We start from the raw sequence: 17127 nt of genomic DNA on the forward strand, positions 1-17127 counted from the left end.
TGTATTAGTTATCCGTAGCCGCCGCATCGGCGCGAAAGCCGTTAAAGCGGTTCATCGCTATTTCAAGCCCCTCATCGACCGCAACCTCGATTGCATCGGCCGCTGCCACGATGAGTCTCGTTACCCGGTCCTGTTCCGCACTCTCAAACCGCTGCAGGACATAGTCGGCCAGTTCCACGTCATCGCGACCCGCGCCGCGAACTCCGAGACGAATCCGCCCGAAGTCCGTTCGATCCAGCGCCTCGATCATCGATCGAACGCCGTTATGTCCCCCATGTCCACCGTCAGTTCGTAGTCGTAGTCTGCCGACCTCCAGGTCCGCATCGTCGTACACGGCAGCGCAGGACGCGGCGGCGATCCCGAAGTGTTCGCAGACCCGCCGGACCGCCAGACCCGAATGGTTCATGTAGGTACGTGGCTTCGCAAGAATCACGGACCGGTCGCCCCGCTCCCACTCGCAAAGGTCGTAACCGTCCACCGACTCGCCCATCGGACGAAACCGCATTCCACGACGGCGAGCCAGGAGATCCAGAACCTCGAAGCCGATGTTGTGTCGCGTCCCAGCGTAGGCCCGCCCCGGATTGCCGAGGCCGAAGATCGCATGCAAATCGGTCACCTGAATACCGCCGGATCAACTGTCGCCACCCTCGGATTTCTCGGCGGGCTTGTCCCCACCCTCGGCCGCTTCGGCACCCTCGGCACCCTCGGCGCCCTCGGCCAATTCGGCAGCGTCCTCGTCGACGACCTCGACCTCTTCCTCGGCGCGCGGTGCGGCGACGACGGCGAGGATCGATTCTTCGTCGTCCAGGATCTGTACACCCTCCGGAGCGGTGAGATCCTTCACGGAGATGTGATGGCCGATCTCGAGCGCGGAGACGTCAACGTTGAAGTGCTCCGGAATCGAATCCGGTAGACAACTGACCTCGACCGAACGATGAACGAAGTCCAGAATGCCGCCATCGTTCTTGACGCCTTCGGGCGTGCCAACGAGCTCGACTGGAACGGAAACGTGCAGCTCTTGTTTCGGGTCGACCCGCAGGAAGTCAACATGGATCAGTTGGTCCGTGACGGGATGCCGCTGCAACTCACGAAGCATCACATCGCGACTCTGGTCGCTGCCTTCCATCGCTAGTGTAAAAATCGTATTGCGTCCCGAGTCGCTGTAAACGACGTTCTCGACCTCGCGGGGATCGACACTCACCGCGAAGGAGCCCATGTTCATCCCGTAGACGTTTCCGGGAACACGCCCAGCGGCTCGCATCCGCCGACTGGCGTTGGTTCCGAACGATTCGCGGCTCGTGACGGGCATCTTCAGTCGCTTGCTTTTCTGTACCATGACAATCGCTTCCTTCGTCCGGCTCCGTCCGCGATACTCGGGGACGGACAGGCTCGATAGTTTGGGGTAAACGCTAAAACTCAGACCCTGAACAAAACTCTCTAGACAAACAATGAACTGACGGACGAGCTACTGTGGATTCGCGCGATCGCCTCGCCCAGGAGATCCGCGACCGACAGGACCAGAAGCTTGGGCTCCTGCGTCTTCGACTCCGGCAGCGGGATCGTATCGGTGACAACGACTCGCTCGATGTCGGCACTGGCCAACCGCTCCATCGCCGGGTCACTGAGAACGGCGTGAGTAAAGCAGCCCACGATGGACTTGGCGCCTTCTTCCTTGAGCGCACGGACCGACCCTACGAGGGTCCCTGCCGTGTCCACCAGATCGTCGACGATCACACAGGTCCGATCGCTGACATCACCGATGACGTTCATCGTCACGGCGACGTTGGCCTCGATACGACGCTTGTCGATGATCGCCAGATCGGCGCCAAGCCTCTTGGCGTAAAAGCGCGCACGCTCCACACCGCCGGCATCCGGCGACACGATCGTCAGATTCTCGTAGGACTGCGCCTCGATCCAATCGAGAAGGACCGGTGCCGCGTGGAGATGATCGACGGGCTTGTCAAAGAACCCCTGAATGGCGGGCGCGTGAAGATCCATCGTCAGGATGCGATCGACACCGGCGGCCTCCAGGAGATCCGCCACGAGTCGTGCCGTAATCGGTACCCGAGGTTTGTCTTTCCGATCCTGGCGCGCGTAGCCGTAGTACGGCAGGACCGCCGTGATTCGATGAGCCGAGGCACGCTTGATGGCATCGACCGCCACCAGCAATTCCATCAGGTTCTCGTTTACCGGCGGAGCCGTCGGCTGAATCACGAAGACGTCGGTCCCGCGCACATTCTCGAGAATCTGTGTGTAGACCTCGCCGTCCTTGAAACGCGAGACGTTCCATTCGCCCAACGGCAAATGGAGGTAATCGCAGATCGCCCTGGAAAGACGCGGGTTTCCGTTTCCGGAAAAGACCTTGAGTTCACTCTTCATGGGTATTTAACGCGGGACGAGAACGTCTTTGACGGGATCGAACGGAATTGGCTGGGGCGGTAGGATTCGAACCTACGAATGCCGGCGCCAAAAGCCGGTGCCTTACCGCTTGGCGACGCCCCATCCGTCATGACGGTTGGAAGCGCACGAAACGAACGCCTCGAACGGATGCTCCTCCGTACTCTGGGTTGATGGCCCCGCGCTCCAGGCGTCGCGTCGGCAATTCAAACCCGCCCCCCGGACTCGAAGACGACACCCTGCGAGGTAGTCGTCGTCGGTACCACCGACCACCCTCGAAACCGCTCATCCTTCGCTCCCCATTCACGGAGCGCGTCGGCCGCCCGTTTCGCCGCAGGACCCTCATCGAAGAGTCCAAAAACAGTCGAGCCACTACCACTCAGCATCGCGTGTTGCGCGCCGTGTCTTCGCAACTCGTCACAAAACACTCCGAGGTCCGGCCAGCGGCTGAAGACCGGCTGCTCAAGATCGTTCACAAGAGCACTCAAGTCTTTTACTAACGGCCACTTACCGCCTCTGAGGTCGGGAAAACTATCACCGATCTCAGGGAGTGTCAACAAACCGGAGAGGGCGTCGAACGCCTCCGCGGTGGGGACTCCGAAGGGGGGTAAGCCGAGGACCAGCCAGCGTCTGGGAGCCGCTGCGACGGCCTCGATTCGATCCCCGCGCCCGCGCCCGCGCGCGGCTCCACCGACGAGGAAAAACGGCACATCGGCCCCCAATTCCCGGGCGACCTCGTGGAGGACCGGCTCCTCGACCGACAGATTCCAGAGACGGGTGAGGAGCCGGAGAGCTCCGGCGGCGTTGGAACTCCCCCCACCCAGGCCTCCCTGCAGGGGGATCCGCTTCAAGAGCCTCATGCGAACCGGACGGGCGGCGTCGGGGAAACGCCGGCGGAGCGCCTCGACCGCACGGGCGACCAGGTTGGAGCCGTCGACCGGAAGCTCCGGATGGTCCGTCGTCAACGTCAACGGCGGCGCGTCATTGTCCGCCGTCTCGGCCTCGATCCGGTCCCAGAGCTCGATCGCCTGAAACAGCGTATCGAGGGTGTGGTAGCCGTCGGCACGTCGATCCAGAACCCGCAGCCAGAGATTGACCTTGGCCGGACAGCGGACGACGAGAGAGCCGCTCATGGGGCCTCTCCATCGACGTCAACGATGCGTTCGGTGGGGAACCGGTCGAGCTCGTGGATCTGGACGCCCGGCGGCGGCCGGCCCGTGCCCAGGCTCGCGGCGTCTCCACCCAACGGTCGGATGCGACGCAGGTCGAAGGTCAATCGCACGTGGGCGTCCTCGACCTCGAGCGACTCCGGGAGGATCGACGTCGGCGAAGCCTGGCGCTCGACCCGCCAACCGTTGGGGGCAACACCCTCGAGAATCGCGCCGACGAGGCTCTGCGCGGTGAGACGCACGCCGATCCAGTCCCCCAGCATCGTTCCGTCGTCGTCCCCTACCCAGGCTTCGCCGTGACGAACATCGGTCATCGACAACCGTCCGTTGCCGGCGTCGAGGATCCAGACGGTGGTCCCGACGGGGGTCAGGATCTCTGCGTGGATTCGATCGGGTGTCGCGACGTGAAGCAGCATGCGGAAGCGACGACGATGTCCCTCGTCATCCTGCACCGCGACCCTGTAATAGCCGAACCCCGGGTCGTCCGTGGATCTCGGCTGCAGGTCCGGCCCGCGATGGCAGCCCACAACCCACAGACCGAGCAACGCCAGTCCGATCGACCTCAGTCGATGGGTACGTCGGCGACGGTCTTGCCGGTCGCACGGATGGCAGACTCGATCTTTCGCTCGAGCGATTCCCGTTGCTCCTCGTCGCCCATCGTCAAGGCTCGTCGCCACGTTGCCACCGCCTGCTCGTTTTCACCGATTCGATCGTAGAGATCACCTAGATGATCCAGGATCGTCACATCTTTTGGCAACTCGCGCGTGGCCCGCTCGAGAGGTTCCCGGGCCGCGGCGTAACGTTCCATCTGGAAATAGACCCATCCGAGGGAGTCGAGATAGGCTCCGTTGCTGGAGTCCACGTCCAGCGCCCGCTGGACCAGCATGAGCGCCTCCTCGAGGCGCTCCTTTCGCTCCGCGAGGCTGTAGCCGAGGAAATTCAACGAGGGTCCGTGCTGTGGGTCCAGACGAAACGCCTCCCGCATGTGGGTCTCGGACTCGTCGAATCGGCCCTGACGGTAGAGGTAGTCGCCGAAGTAGTAGTGAGAAGCGGCGTCTTCGGTGTCCTGCTCCACGCCGTCTCGATACAGTCGCTCGGCCAGCTTCCGCTTGCCGATCGCCGCGTAACGCTCCGCCAACTGGACACGGGCGAATCGGCCTTCGTTCTCGATGGCGGCCGCCACGAGCGTCTCGGCCTCGTCCCAGCGCTCTCGTTCGATCATCATCGAGGCTTCGTGATAGTCGGCAAGACCCGGTCGCTCCTGCTCACGGAGCCAGCGGACGAGATGCCCGACTTCGTCCCAACTTTTCCTGGCGACGGCCGCGCGGGCACGCAGGTCCAGCGACTCGACGCCCTCCGCCTCCTCGAGTTGACCGAGGATCTCGGGAACCTGCGCAAGATCCTCACGGGCCAAGAGCAATCGGACGATCCGTCGTCGGATCGCGTCGCGGTAGCCGGACTCCTCCGGGCGATCGTCGGCGACGACCAACTCCAGCCCCGTGGAGAACGCTCGGATGGCTCCTTCCATATCACCCTGATCGGTCAAGATCTCACCCAGGAGGACCTGTGCGTCCGGCTCGGCCTGAATCTCTGCAGCCAGCTCGCGGGCCTCGTCCGCGGCGTCTCCCAGACGACCCATCTCGCGGTACATCCGCGCCAGGTTGTAGCGTAGCCCCGAGTCTCCGGGGCGGGCCTTCACCGCAAGCTCCAGAGCCGCCGTTCCCTCCGCGTCACGACCGAGCTTGAGCAGCGCTTCGCCGTAAAGGGCATGCGAGAGCGACGCCCGCTTTTCCGAGAGGGCGCCGGCCCCGAGGATCTCCACCACATCGCTCCAGGCAGACAGCTTGCTGGAGAGCTGGGCGGCCAACTGCAGGAGCCCCACGTCGTCGGGATAACTGGCCAGGTAGTTTAACGATGTCCGCAACGCCTCCGGTTCGCGTGCGTCATCCAGGTAGAGCCGAACCAGGGAGATGGTCGCACTACGATCGCCCGGTCGTCGGGCCAGGAGTCGATCGAAGGTCGCGATGGCGCCCTCGACCTCGCCGGCCTGGAGATGCAGCCCGGCAGTGCGGCGGAGGACGTCGTCGTCATCGAGATCACGCTCGATCAATTTACTGTAGAAAGCCAGGGCCTTGCGACGGCTCTCCGGATCCGGTCGCGACCCGCCGAGGGCTTGCATCGCATGAAAGTCACCAAGGAACAGAAGCGTCTCTGCGGATTCTCCATCCATCTCGAGCGCAACGCGGGCCAACTCTTCCGCGTCCTGGCGGCGTCCCATCCAGAGCATGAGTTCGGCACCCTGGACGTGGACACCCACCTCGTCGGGTTGCGCGGCGATCGCGGACCGAATCTCGTGGGCCGCCTTTCGAGTGTCCCCGCTACGGGCGGCGAATACCGCCCGCATCAGGTGTGCGTAGGCGTCACCTCGCTGCTCCGTTTCGGTCTTCGGGGTCCGCGCGTCCGGCCCGGAAGCCTGAGCGGAGGTCCAGCCGGCGAGCGAGAGCGCCAGGCTGCCGATCACGAGAGCCAGAGCCACGGCACGGAACCGTCGAATAGAGGGAAGCGAATCGTTCATGAAGTCTCCATCCGTCTTCGAACCTCGATATCGAGGGACTGCAGACTCCGATCGAGAATCGGGGTCCCATCTATTGTACCGATGCCCGCGTCTGCGGCCATGCGTTCTGCCGACTGCCCCCGTTCGCCGTCCCAGATCTCTTTCAACCAACGGATTCCGGCAGGAGACCGGTACCAGCCCCAGCCGAATCGACTCAGCAGCCTCTCCTCCAGCAGGAGGCCATATGCCATCCCCCGGAGGAGCGATAGCCCCGGGGACTCGATCCCGTCCATGGTCATGCGGTCCGCGATGGTGGCGTCCTCCCCGGTTGCCCGTTTCCATGCCTCGTCCCGTTCCCCCGAAACGTAGGCCCAGGCGATACGGGGCGCCAGCAGCTCGCCCATCAGCAGTCCGTCGGCCAGTGAGCGATCGACCCGGATTCCGTACTCGGCAAGCCAATCCGGATTGATGGCCAGTCGCGCGTGAAGCGTGCGGGCGCCTTGCCGAAACGCGGGGTCGCCCCAGCGCGCCTCGGCCACACCGACCTCCTCTCGGACGAATCGATCGCGTCGGGCCACGCCGATGGAACCCAACGAGTCGCGCAGGCCGGTCGGCCCTCCAAACCGTGATGGACCTGCGGCCGGCCCGAACCCATGCCAGCGATCGACGCCACGGTCGATCGCAGACGATGGCAGACGTTCGACCAGGTGACCGGGCCAGCGGAGATTCTGCCGATCCCTCAGACAGGCCTGGACCCGATCATCGAGGGGCTCCAGCATCTCCCGTTCGTAGTGTTCCAGCGGAAGGGCGTCGGCGGGACCCTCGACATGGGCGAACGCGGCCTGACGACCCGCCAGTCCCCAGTCGCGACAACGCTGGTCGATCCACTGGAATCGATCATGGATGATCGGTTCGAGGTCTCGGTAAAGCCGAGACCAATCCCGCAGCCCACGCGTGCGCGCCTCCGATGCCGCGGGAAGCAGCATGCAACTCTCGACGTCAAGCTTCGGGGCCGCGGTCTCAACGATCGAACGCTCGCGAACCAAGAAGGGCTCTTCGCATCCATCGCGGATCGCCGCGATCAGTAGCGCGCGAAGCGTGGATCGACGACCGGGCTGGTCGTCCTCACGCAACGCCTCGAACGCGGAGCGCAACGAAGCGTCACGAACAAGATCCTGGAACCGTTCGCGGTCTGGACCGTCGAGACGGACGCCGTGTCGGAGCTGATCGTCGATGCCGGCCAGCCACGCGAGGGGCGAATGGGTCACTGCGCGATTCAGGCCGGCGGGTCGTCGGCGTTCGCGTCTTCCTTGATCCGATTCAGGACCTGTTGAAGCTGGTCGCCCTGGATGCCGATGTAGTTCTCGCCTTCACCGGAGACCTCAACGTCCGGGCGCACCCCGCTCTCGTACCAGCGGGACCCGGCCTCGGTCTCCCAGACCGCCGCAGAGACCAGCAGTCCGACACCGGACTCCAGCTCGAACAGTCGCGCCTCGGACCCAAGTCCATATGTCTTCTCGCCGTAGACCGTGGCCTCCGCGTAGTCTCGCAGGAGGACCGTGAACGCTTCGGCCGCACCGGCCGTTGCCGAATTGACGAGCACCGCAACGCGCCCCTCCCAGATGGCCGGACCTCGTGTCCCCTGGACGGTTTCGAGTTGACGCCCGGAGGGTTCGCGAAGACGCAGGAGAGTCTTCTTGCCGAACCAGCGACCGACAACCGCGACGTCACGGGTGACGTCCTCGGCGACGTTTCGCAGATCGACAAGCAGCTCGGAGACACCACGGGAACCCACGTTACCGAGTTCGTCGGCCAACTGCTTCATATCGATCCTGGAGAGGTCGTCGATCTCTAGAACGGCGATGCCTTCCACGACCTCGACGCGATAGGCGGGCTCGCTGGGAATACGCCGTTGCAGCACAAGCTCGTTGCGCTGGAAGCCCTCACCGGGATCGACGATCTCGACCACGACATCCGTCCCGCTCTCGCCCGAGAGCGCGCGACGCGCCTGGGCCAGGGACAGGTTCCGGACCGGCAGGCCATCGATGCTACGTAGCTGGTCGCCGAGTTCGATGCCGGCCTCCGCTGCTGCGGATTCGGCGCGCAAAGCGACGACTTGCATGCTGCGTCCGGACTTGAGGAGCGTGAATCCCGGGTCGGCATCCCCCATAGTGGTGGCCTTCCAGGCTTCCACCTCTTCCGCCGAGAGAAATGCGCCCTGGGGATCCAGACCCGAGAGCATGCCCTCGTACGCTCCGCGGAGGGCCTCGTCGGAATCCAGAGGATCGACGTAATTTTCCATGACCAACGAGAGGACTTCCGCGAACAGTACGGCCTGACGATACGAGGACTCGCCGGCTCCGACCTGAAGGAAGAACCCGCCGCCGACGAGCACGAGCGTCAACAATGTGGAAACGCTCAATAGTGTCACCCGGCCTGGTCGCATGAAAAACTCCCTTGGAGGTTCAAGCTACCCCCGCCCAACCGACGATGCAAGCGTGCTTTATCGGGGACGCAACCAACGGGCGGGATCCACCGGCTTTCCCACCTCGCGAAGCTCGAAATAGAGAAAACTGCCTCGCAACGAGCCGCTGTCCCCCACGAGGCCGATTCGCTGTCCCGCATCGACACGTTCCCCGGACTCGACCAGCAACGCCGAGGCATGGGCGTAGATCGAGAGGACCTCGCTACCATGATCGACGATCGCCGTGAGGCCGTACCCACGCATCCATGCGGCGAAGACCACCTCGCCTTCGAAGACGGAATGGATCGGGCTGCCGAAACTCCCCTCGATATCCAACCCGGGATGCGGGACGCGGGTCTTGAATCGCGGATGGATCTGGGTTCCGAACCCGGAGCTGACCTTGCCGCGTCCCGGCCAGTCCAGCAGCCCCTTGAACTTTCGGACGTCCAGCCCGGCAGCCCCGGCAGGCCGGCGCCCCTGCTCCTGAAAGCCTCCCACCCAGTCTCCAAGATCGTCCGCCGCCGTGCGCAGTTCCGCGAGGGCCGTTTCACGTCGTCGACTATCGGTGCGAATCGACTCGAGGCGCGTCGTATGAAGCGAGCGGGCGTTGCGCAGACGCTTGCGCGCGTTGACCAGTTCGCTGGACACGCGACCGAGTTCCTGCTCCTGACCCAACAGCTTCTTGCGCTCGACCTCGATCGTGGCTTCGGACTCTCGATACTCGCTGAGGATTCGCGCATCGCGGGAGCTGAGGAACGATGCGTAGCGGATGCCCTCGCCGCCGGTGGACGAACCGCTGTCGTCCAGGTGTCTTCGCAGCCAGTGGTTCTCGCCGGCCTTGTATTGTTCGCGAAGCCGAAACTGGAGGTACGTTCGACGTTGTTCCTGGGCCTCGCGAAGCGTTGCCAACGACGCCGACTGCCCGGCGATCGATTCCCGAACCGAGTCAACCTCGAGCTTGACCGCCTGCTGTTCGACTTCGCGGAGCTGTATCTCTGCGCTCAGTCGCTCCAATTTGCCCAGGATGCCCCGCTCGTCGCGCTTGAGACGCTCGAGCTCCAGTTCCAGGCGTTGGATCTGCTGACGTAGCTGCTCGAGTCGGGCGGTCGAATCCGAGGATGCGTCGACGACCACCGGGAGGACTCCCAGCCAGACACCGATGAGCAACGCCGCAACTCGGGGCCCCATCGTTACAACATCGACTCGCCGTCGATGTTGGCCGGCGCGGCAACTCCCAGGGCTTCCAGGATCGTCGGCATCAGATCCACCATGGTGGGTGAATCGAGCCGAAGCGGACGATTCGAAAAGAGAATCCCCTGGACCAACTCCGGCTCCAGCGAGCAGTGATCTCCCGACCAGGCCTTGGTGTTGTCCTCGATCAGTTCGGCGCCGAAACCACCCAGGCTTGTCTGCCACGACACCCGGTAGCCCTCAGTGTTGCTCACCCGCAGATCGGGAATCAGACGGGGATCGAAATCGCCATACATCTCCTCGCGCGTCCAGACGTTTGCGACGGGTTTCAGGCCTGTGGCCTCGTCGACGAGGCCCTCCAGACCCTCCTTGATTTGCTGGACGACCGCGTCGTATTCCGGCCCGGGGAGGACCGTCCCGTTCCTCTCGCGACCCACGCGATTGATGTAGATACTCCCCAACCCCAGCGCGTAGGCCTTCGTCTGATCCCAGTCGACATGTGTAAAGAGGTCGCGGGTCTCGAAGAGCTTCTCCAGCGTCGCCTTGTCCGTCGGCTGATCCTTGAGAACGAGCAGCCCCTGATCGACGAGCCAGTTGTTGTAGTTCACGCCACGACGAAACGTGGAGAAGCCGTGATCCGAGCAGACGATGAACAGCGCCTCGTCGCCGGCCAGCTCCCGGGCACGCCCGACGATGTCGTCCATCCGCTTGTAAGCCTTCAACATCTCACCGCGCCATCGCTCCGAACGAACCGGGTCGAACAACGGGTGGCCGGGATCCATGAACTGCCAGAAGAGATGACCGATCCGGTCCGTGAAGTTGAAGATCTGCACGTAGAGATCCTGATCACGGCTGGCCAACATGCCTTCCATCATCTTTTCGTACTGTGTAACCGTCTGCTCCATATCCTCGAGGAACAACGCCTCGTCCCCGAAACCCGAAGGCAACGACCAGGTGTCCAGGGCCCAACCGATCGTCTTGTAGAGACCGTAGCGGTCGTGCAAATCCTCCGAGAAGGACGGCGGAGACGCAAACTCGATCGCGTGACAGTCCGGATGAAAGTTCAATGGGCTGAAGTACAGCTCCAACTCCGGTTCGAGCTGGAGCAGCTTGAATTTTCCAAGACCCGTCAACGGCGACAACCGATCCACCAGCGCATTGACGGGAAAGTCCAGCTCGAACCATTCACTCCACTCGCCGACCTGCAGCGTCTCCCGTCTACCGCCCAGTTCCACCGTGACCGTCGAATCCGTGGCCTCGATGGTTAGCGGTAGGTCCAGACGACTCTTGATTCCCCTATCGTCCAACTCGAGCCGCGCGTCCCGACGGGCGTCCGACAATTCCTCGGGAGACGCCGCGGCCGTCATGCGGTCCACCTCGTACTCGTAGAACGGCTTGTTCAGCGGTCCCACCAACCGCGTCTCGATCGATCCTCTTCGGGCGGGTAACGCGATCAACTCGAGACTGAACTCGTTATCACCGGGGTCGTAGCGACGATCGGAGGTGTAAAACGAGGGCGTCCCGATGCGACCGCGCATATCCGGAACACCGAGACCTGAGAGCATCGCCCCATCGTCGAGAGGATCGGCGGGAAACGTAGCCGGGACACGGATGATCGTGGCTCGCTTGCCCGCATCGGACGCCAGCTTCCAGAACGTGTCGCCCTGTCGATTGTTGATCGCCGTCGGGACCTCCCTGGGTAGGTAGGTCCGCGACACGGCACCCAGCCCGATCCCCGCAGCGACACCTAGGACGACCGCAACGACGAGGCCCATCTTTCGTTTACGCAGCAGCATCGCAACGATGAGAACCAATATCGCGACAGCGACGCCCCCCATGGCGCCGAGATAGAGCGCGTTGTCTTCGCCAAAGAGAAACGTCTTTCTTGTCTCGCTGTTCATCGCGAAGTCCGGCAGGTAGTCATCGGGATTTCGCTTGAGAAAATCGAAGATCGCAGTTCCACCCGGATCGAGACCGGTCGCGAACGACGACCAGGAGACCGGTGTCTGTGGTGGATTGGTGGGAAGTAACGGGGAGTAGCTGCCCTCGTCTCGCAGGCGGGCGAGGTTGGGGAGTTCTCCGGCATCCATCCATTGCTCAACCAGCGCGGCGTCGGCACCATCGAAGCCGATCACGACGACCTTCGAAGGCGCGTCCGCGCTGAACAGCGGGCCGCTCACCATCAAGAGAAATACCGTAACTCCGACCCACCATCGAATTCTCACAGTCACACCCTCTCAAAATTCTCAGCGTCAAAGAGGTTAACACCGAGGACCCTTTGCGGCACATCGCCGCCTCGGCGCTGTGATACGATGCCTCCCTTCGCGGTCATTCTGTCCAACAATCTTCTTCGGGTGAGTCGTCGGTTATGTCCCCGTCAAGCGTCGTCGAGACTCTACCGCATGCCGATGAAGCGGAGCGGTCGCTACTCGGCGCGATCCTGCTGGACGCCGCCCAGTACGACAAGGCCCGCGAACTGATCAGCGGCGCTTCGTTCTACTCACTTCGTCACCAGAAGATCTTCAGCGCCCTCGAGACGATGATCGAAGCCGGCTCGGCGCCGGACATCGTTGTCCTGAAGGACGAACTGGAGCGTCGACAGGAACTGCAGGAGTGTGGAGGCCCGGCCTACCTCGCGTCGCTGATGGACGGCATCCCGCGCTCCGCCCACGTCGAACACTACGCGCGGATCGTTCGTGAGAAATCCGTCCTGCGCGATCTCATTCGCACCACGCAGGCGATCCTCAGCTCTGCCGTCCAACCGACAGCCACAACCGACGAGCTGGTCGACGAGGCAGAGAAGGCGATCTTCCAGGTCTCGGAGAACCGTCTTGGTAGCGGCTTTGTGCCGCTCCGCGTCGCGGCCGAAGAGAGCCTGCGATGGATCGAGGAGCTGACCGAACGACAAGAGTTGATCACCGGCGTGGCGACCGGATACCCCCAGCTTGATGAGATGACCTCGGGTCTACAGAATTCGGATCTGGTCATCCTCGCCGCCCGCCCATCGATGGGAAAGACCGCCCTGGCCATCAACATGGCCCTCCACGCGGCGACCCAGCACGGCAAGCGGGTCGGGATCTTCTCCCTCGAGATGTCCCACCAACAGCTGTTCCTGCGAATGCTCTGTTCGGAGGGGCAGATCGATGCGCATCGTCTTCGAACGGGTCGGATCAACGAAGTTCAATGGCAGAAACTGATCAGCGTTTACGGACGCCTTTCGGAATTGCCGATCTTCATCGACGACAGCCCCGGTGTCTCGATCATGGAGATGCGAGCCAAGTCCCGCCGCCTTGCGCGAGAGCACGGCCTCGACATGATCGTCGTCGACTACCTGCAGCTCATGCAGGGCAGCGGTAGGTACACCAGCCGACAGCAGGAAATCTCGGACATCTCCCGATCGCTCAAGGAGCTGGCGAAGGAACTGAACACGCCGATGCTTGCGTTGTCGCAGTTATCCCGCGCGCCGGAACAACGCAGCGGCGATCATCGACCGCAACTCTCCGACCTGCGCGAGTCCGGTGCCATCGAGCAGGACGCCGACGTCGTGATGTTTCTTTTCCGCGAGGAGGTCTACAACAAGGAGGACCCCAACCTCGAGGGCAAGGCTGAGCTGATCATCGGCAAGCAACGCAACGGGCCCACGGGCACCGTGCATCTGAACTTCATTCGCCAGTTCACGAGATTCGTGAATCCCGAGTATCGGGAGTTCTGACATGCCGCGGCGTCCGGGTTTCGTTTGCGAATCTTGTTCGTACCGGACCGCAAAGTGGCTGGGTCGGTGTCCCGAGTGCGACTCGTGGGACACGATTCGGGAATCGATGGACTCCACCTCTCCCGATTCGACCGTCGACAACGTCGTCACCCAGGCCTTCACCGAGATCGACACTCCTGTCGAGGATCGAATCCCGACCGGACTCGACGAGTTCGATCGCGTTCTGGGTGGCGGATTGGTCCGGGGCTCCGCAGTTCTGGTGGGCGGAGAGCCCGGTATCGGCAAGAGCACGTTGCTGTTGCAGGCTGCTGCGGCTCTCTCTAGAAGAGGCCTGCCGGTCCTCTACGCGTCCGGCGAGGAGTCGATCTCTCAGATTCGCCTGCGCGGGCAACGCCTGGGGGTCAGCTCTGCCGATCTACACGTGATGTGCGAGAGCCGTGTCGAGGCGATCGAAGTAGCCATCGGGCAGGTGCACCCGACGGTCGTCATCGCCGATTCGATTCAGACCCTGCGCTCGGCGGAGAGCAGCGGGATTCCCGGATCCGTTCAACAGGTTCGCCACTCTGCCGGACGCCTGGTCGACAACGCGAAGGAACGGGGTCACGTCCTGGTGCTCGTCGGTCACGTGACGAAGGACGGAGCGATCGCCGGCCCCCGCACCCTGGAGCACCTCGTCGATTGCGTCCTACAGTTCGAGGGTGATCGCCGCCGCGAGCATCGTCTGCTCCGTGGCCTCAAGAACCGTTTCGGTCCTACCGACGAACTGGGTGTCTATCGGATGGCGGCTTCGGGTCTGGCGGAGGTCTCCAATCCAAGCGAGCGATTTCTTTCCGAGCGCACGACCGGGACGGCCGGCTCCGTGGTCATGGCGGCCGTCGAGGGGCAGCGAGCGCTCCTCGTCGAGGTTCAGGCGCTCGTCGGTGAGGCGCGCCCCGGCCTGCCACGTCGAACTGCGCTAGGCGTAGACGCCGGACGACTTGCCATGATCCTGGCGGTCCTGGAGCGATCCGCCAGAATCTCGCTGTCCGATCGCGATGTCTTCGTCAACGTAACGGGTGGACTTAGCCTCAAGGACCCAGCCAGCGACCTGGCGGTCGCCGCCGCCCTCGTCTCCAGCGTCTCGGATCGTCCGCTTCCGGATGACGCGGTTCTCTTCGGTGAGATCGGGCTCACGGGCGAACTTCGCGACGTTCCGCAGGTTGAACTGCGCTTGAAAGAGGCCGCACGCATGGGTTTCCGACAGGCGATCCTACCTGCGGTCTCCACAGGCGGCTCGCCGCCATCGGATATCCACTGCGTTCATTGCGAGCGGATCGGCGATGCGTTGAAGACCTTGCGACCGGCGGTAGTCGATCAGATCGGATAACCGTCGTCGCGACGACCGAGCATTGTGACCTGACGTTCCCACTGGTTCTTCATGATCAGCAGCATGCGGAAGGTCATGTCCGCCTCTTTCCGGTTCGGGCTGCGCCAGTCCTTCTCCACGCGAAGCAGTTGGGTCCAACGACTGGAGTCATTGATCAGCTTCGTCGAGAAGTTCCAGTGTCCATCCTTGCCCTGCTGGGAGACCAGCCACTCGAACTGGGACATCAGGATCGGGTAGCGATTGATCAGCCCCAGCCGCGAGAAGATCTCGAGCAAGATCATGAGCTCGTCGAGGTGACCCTTCTTCAGGTAGTGCTCGGCCGGCAACACCGCGAGACCATGCGATCTTGCGAAGGACCCCTTGTCGGTGCGGACCAGGCCGAGTTCGGGCGCCAGATCCTGATAGGTCGGAGAGACGACGTAATCGAAGATCTTCTTCAGCCGCATCCGTGCGGCCTGACTGTTGAGTAGCCACGGCGAGAACGCGAACATGCGCAACAGGTAGATATCCGGCATGAACGTGTAGCCGTCCTGCCAGGCCTGCGGACGGATGAGCGGGATCGCCGCGCCGATCTCTTCCACCGGGTTGCGGGATACCGGGCTGTCGACAAAAGCCGAGGTTCGATCCAGCATCTCCATGACCAGGTGCTGGTTCTTGCTGTCGAGGTAGCCTCCGCGCACCAGCAGTTCGATCGACAGGATCCGAAGAAACCAGCGGTAGTATCGATTCCGCTTTTCGTCCGCCTTGACGAGCTTGCTGAACTCGAAGAACTTCAGGTCCTTTTTCTTGGTCAGGAACGTGCGCAACGTCTTCGCCGCGGCCTTGACCGGCTTGCTCTCCCGATCCCAGCCGTATTCGTAGAGCCGGTACAACGAATTCTCGATGGACGCCTGGTACTTGCGTGGATCCCCTGCCGAAACGTGTCCACCCCAGCTGCCGTCCTTGCGCTGGACCCGTTGCAATTGCAGCGCAGGAGCGTAGTCCTGCACCTCCAGACGAACCTTTTGAACTTCCGGATCGTCCCGGCCCAACTCCATGAGCTCGGTCAAGACTCGGTAGCGGATCGGCGCACACGCCGTTTCCAGCAACCACGGCATCGGATCGGACCGCAGTGAAGACTTCCAGTCGGTCATCGTTTCCTTTCCCTTCGTTGCGGGTTCAGCCGCCGGAAACCATCGCCCGGAATTCTCCGAACAGGTCAATGGAATCGTGAGGACCCGGTGAGGATTCGGGGTGATACTGCACCGCGAACACGCGTCGTTCTTCGGACCGATACCCCTCACATGTCTGATCATTCAGGTTGATGTGCGTCACCTCGACATCCTTTGGAAGCGAATCGGGGTCCACCGCATACCCATGATTCTGAGAGGTCACCGCGACGCGACCGGTCCTCAGATCCTGAACCGGGTGGTTCGCACCGCGATGTCCAAACTTCAGCTTGAACGTCGTCGCCCCCATGGCCAGCGCCGCGATTTGGTGCCCCAGACAGATTCCGAACAGCGGGACCTTGCCGATCAACTCACTTACCGTGCGGATCGCGTAGTCGGGTACCGCCGGATCGCCCGGCCCGTTCGAGAGAAATAGAACGTCGGGTTTCAGTCCGAGCACATCCTCGTGACTCGTGGATGCGGGAACCACCGACACGTCAAACCCGTGCTCGTGGAGCAGACGCAGGATGTTCCGTTTGATGCCGAAGTCGAACGCGACACAGCGTCGGCGGACCCCGCCGTCGTCGAGTGCCGTTCGCCAGCGGGTCGGCCTGGGCTCCGCCCAATCGACCACCCGATCGCAGGTCACGTCCTGGACCAGATCCTGATCGTGAAGATGCGGCGACTCCTGTGCACGCTTGACCAGCGAGGCTTCGTCACGAACCACCGAGGACAGGACCGCACGCATCGCACCGCGACTGCGGATGTGTCGTGTCAGTGCACGGGTATCGATCTCGCTGATGCCGGGAATCCCGCGTTCACGGAGGTACTGGGGCAGACCCTGATTGGCCCGCCAGTTCGAAGGCAGGACGGAAACTTCTCGAACCACGAATCCTTCGACATGGGCGTCGTCGGACTCTTGATCCTGGACGTTGGTGCCGTAGTTGCCGATCTCGGGACAGGTCATGGCGACGATCTGCCCGTGATACGACGGGTCGGTCAGCACCTCCTGATAGCCCGTCATCGAGGTGTTGAATACGATTTCACCGGTCACTTCACCCACGGCACCGAACGCCCGCCCGCGAAATATCCGTCCGTCTTCCAGTGCGAGTTTCGCTTCCACGAA

Annotated in this window: 14 protein-coding genes and 1 tRNA gene; 2 read left to right on the top strand and 13 right to left on the bottom strand. The window is 62.9% G+C overall.

Annotated features, from left to right (window positions below; genetic code table 11):
* Positions 1 to 4: 4 nt before the first annotated feature.
* The 11 genes from pth to OES25_07580 form a co-directional block, all read right to left on the bottom strand.
* Complete coding sequence (pth, locus tag OES25_07530; GenBank protein ID MDH3627494.1) at positions 5 to 616, bottom strand: aminoacyl-tRNA hydrolase; 612 nt, start codon at positions 614 to 616, stop codon at positions 5 to 7.
* A 15-nt stretch (positions 617 to 631) separates the two neighbouring features.
* On the bottom strand, positions 632 to 1336 hold the full coding sequence (locus OES25_07535) for a 50S ribosomal protein L25 (GenBank protein ID MDH3627495.1): 705 nt from the start codon (positions 1334 to 1336) through the stop codon (positions 632 to 634).
* A 101-nt stretch (positions 1337 to 1437) separates the two neighbouring features.
* On the bottom strand, positions 1438 to 2379 hold the full coding sequence (locus OES25_07540) for a ribose-phosphate pyrophosphokinase (protein MDH3627496.1): 942 nt from the start codon (positions 2377 to 2379) through the stop codon (positions 1438 to 1440).
* A gap of 48 nt (positions 2380 to 2427) precedes the next feature.
* Positions 2428 to 2502, bottom strand: a tRNA-Gln gene (locus OES25_07545).
* A 101-nt stretch (positions 2503 to 2603) separates the two neighbouring features.
* Positions 2604 to 3530: a 4-(cytidine 5'-diphospho)-2-C-methyl-D-erythritol kinase gene (locus tag OES25_07550; GenBank protein MDH3627497.1), complete on the bottom strand. Its 927-nt coding sequence runs from the start codon at positions 3528 to 3530 to the stop codon at positions 2604 to 2606.
* The gene (locus OES25_07555; protein MDH3627498.1) at positions 3527 to 4111 is read right to left on the bottom strand and encodes a hypothetical protein; all 585 of its coding nucleotides are present in this window, start codon (positions 4109 to 4111) and stop codon (positions 3527 to 3529) included. The genes OES25_07550 and OES25_07555 overlap by 4 nt, the downstream gene beginning before the upstream one ends.
* Positions 4112 to 4128: 17 nt before the next feature.
* The gene (locus OES25_07560) at positions 4129 to 6141 is read right to left on the bottom strand and encodes a tetratricopeptide repeat protein (protein MDH3627499.1); all 2013 of its coding nucleotides are present in this window, start codon (positions 6139 to 6141) and stop codon (positions 4129 to 4131) included.
* Positions 6138 to 7388: a hypothetical protein gene (locus tag OES25_07565; GenBank protein MDH3627500.1), complete on the bottom strand. Its 1251-nt coding sequence runs from the start codon at positions 7386 to 7388 to the stop codon at positions 6138 to 6140. Before OES25_07565 ends, OES25_07560 begins: the two co-directional genes overlap by 4 nt.
* Positions 7389 to 7396: 8 nt before the next feature.
* Complete coding sequence (locus OES25_07570; protein MDH3627501.1) at positions 7397 to 8566, bottom strand: S41 family peptidase; 1170 nt, start codon at positions 8564 to 8566, stop codon at positions 7397 to 7399.
* 57 nt (positions 8567 to 8623) lie between these two features.
* Positions 8624 to 9772 (bottom strand): peptidoglycan DD-metalloendopeptidase family protein, encoded by a 1149-nt coding sequence (locus tag OES25_07575; GenBank protein ID MDH3627502.1) that lies wholly within the window; start codon positions 9770 to 9772, stop codon positions 8624 to 8626.
* 2 nt (positions 9773 to 9774) lie between these two features.
* A complete protein-coding gene (locus tag OES25_07580) occupies positions 9775 to 11958 on the bottom strand; it encodes an alkaline phosphatase family protein (GenBank protein MDH3627503.1) in 2184 nt (727 codons plus the stop codon).
* 185 nt (positions 11959 to 12143) lie between these two features.
* Between OES25_07580 and dnaB the strand changes: the two genes are divergently transcribed.
* Together dnaB and radA are read left to right on the top strand one after the other, a co-directional pair.
* Positions 12144 to 13487 carry a replicative DNA helicase gene (dnaB, locus tag OES25_07585; protein MDH3627504.1) on the top strand — a complete coding sequence of 448 codons (1344 nt, stop codon included), beginning with the start codon at positions 12144 to 12146 and terminating at the stop codon, positions 13485 to 13487.
* Position 13488: 1 nt separating this feature from the next.
* Positions 13489 to 14853 (top strand): DNA repair protein RadA, encoded by a 1365-nt coding sequence (gene radA / locus OES25_07590; GenBank protein ID MDH3627505.1) that lies wholly within the window; start codon positions 13489 to 13491, stop codon positions 14851 to 14853.
* Here radA and OES25_07595 read toward each other — a convergent pair.
* Positions 14841 to 15986, bottom strand: coding sequence for a hypothetical protein (locus tag OES25_07595; GenBank protein MDH3627506.1), 1146 nt, complete (start codon positions 15984 to 15986; stop codon positions 14841 to 14843). The two genes, radA and OES25_07595, sit on opposite strands and share 13 nt — an antisense overlap.
* A 25-nt stretch (positions 15987 to 16011) precedes the next feature.
* Positions 16012 to 17124: a glutamine-hydrolyzing carbamoyl-phosphate synthase small subunit gene (gene carA / locus OES25_07600; GenBank protein MDH3627507.1), complete on the bottom strand. Its 1113-nt coding sequence runs from the start codon at positions 17122 to 17124 to the stop codon at positions 16012 to 16014.
* Positions 17125 to 17127 lie beyond the last annotated feature (3 nt).

It is taken from the genome of Acidobacteriota bacterium, from assembly GCA_029861955.1.
Lineage (GTDB): Bacteria > Acidobacteriota > Polarisedimenticolia > Polarisedimenticolales > Polarisedimenticolaceae > JAOTYK01.

Coding starts and splice junctions, on each gene's coding strand:
- OES25_07580 (MDH3627503.1), bottom strand. CDS start 11,958: ATGGTGAGCGGCCCGCTGTTCAGCGCGGACGCGCCTTCGAAGGTCGTC.
- OES25_07535 (MDH3627495.1), bottom strand. CDS start 1,336: ATGGTACAGAAAAGCAAGCGACTGAAGATGCCCGTCACGAGCCGCGAA.
- OES25_07560 (MDH3627499.1), bottom strand. CDS start 6,141: ATGAACGATTCGCTTCCCTCTATTCGACGGTTCCGTGCCGTGGCTCTG.
- OES25_07575 (MDH3627502.1), bottom strand. CDS start 9,772: ATGGGGCCCCGAGTTGCGGCGTTGCTCATCGGTGTCTGGCTGGGAGTC.
- dnaB (MDH3627504.1), top strand. CDS start 12,144: ATGTCCCCGTCAAGCGTCGTCGAGACTCTACCGCATGCCGATGAAGCG.
- OES25_07570 (MDH3627501.1), bottom strand. CDS start 8,566: ATGCGACCAGGCCGGGTGACACTATTGAGCGTTTCCACATTGTTGACG.
- OES25_07540 (MDH3627496.1), bottom strand. CDS start 2,379: ATGAAGAGTGAACTCAAGGTCTTTTCCGGAAACGGAAACCCGCGTCTT.
- OES25_07550 (MDH3627497.1), bottom strand. CDS start 3,530: ATGAGCGGCTCTCTCGTCGTCCGCTGTCCGGCCAAGGTCAATCTCTGG.
- OES25_07595 (MDH3627506.1), bottom strand. CDS start 15,986: ATGACCGACTGGAAGTCTTCACTGCGGTCCGATCCGATGCCGTGGTTG.
- radA (MDH3627505.1), top strand. CDS start 13,489: ATGCCGCGGCGTCCGGGTTTCGTTTGCGAATCTTGTTCGTACCGGACC.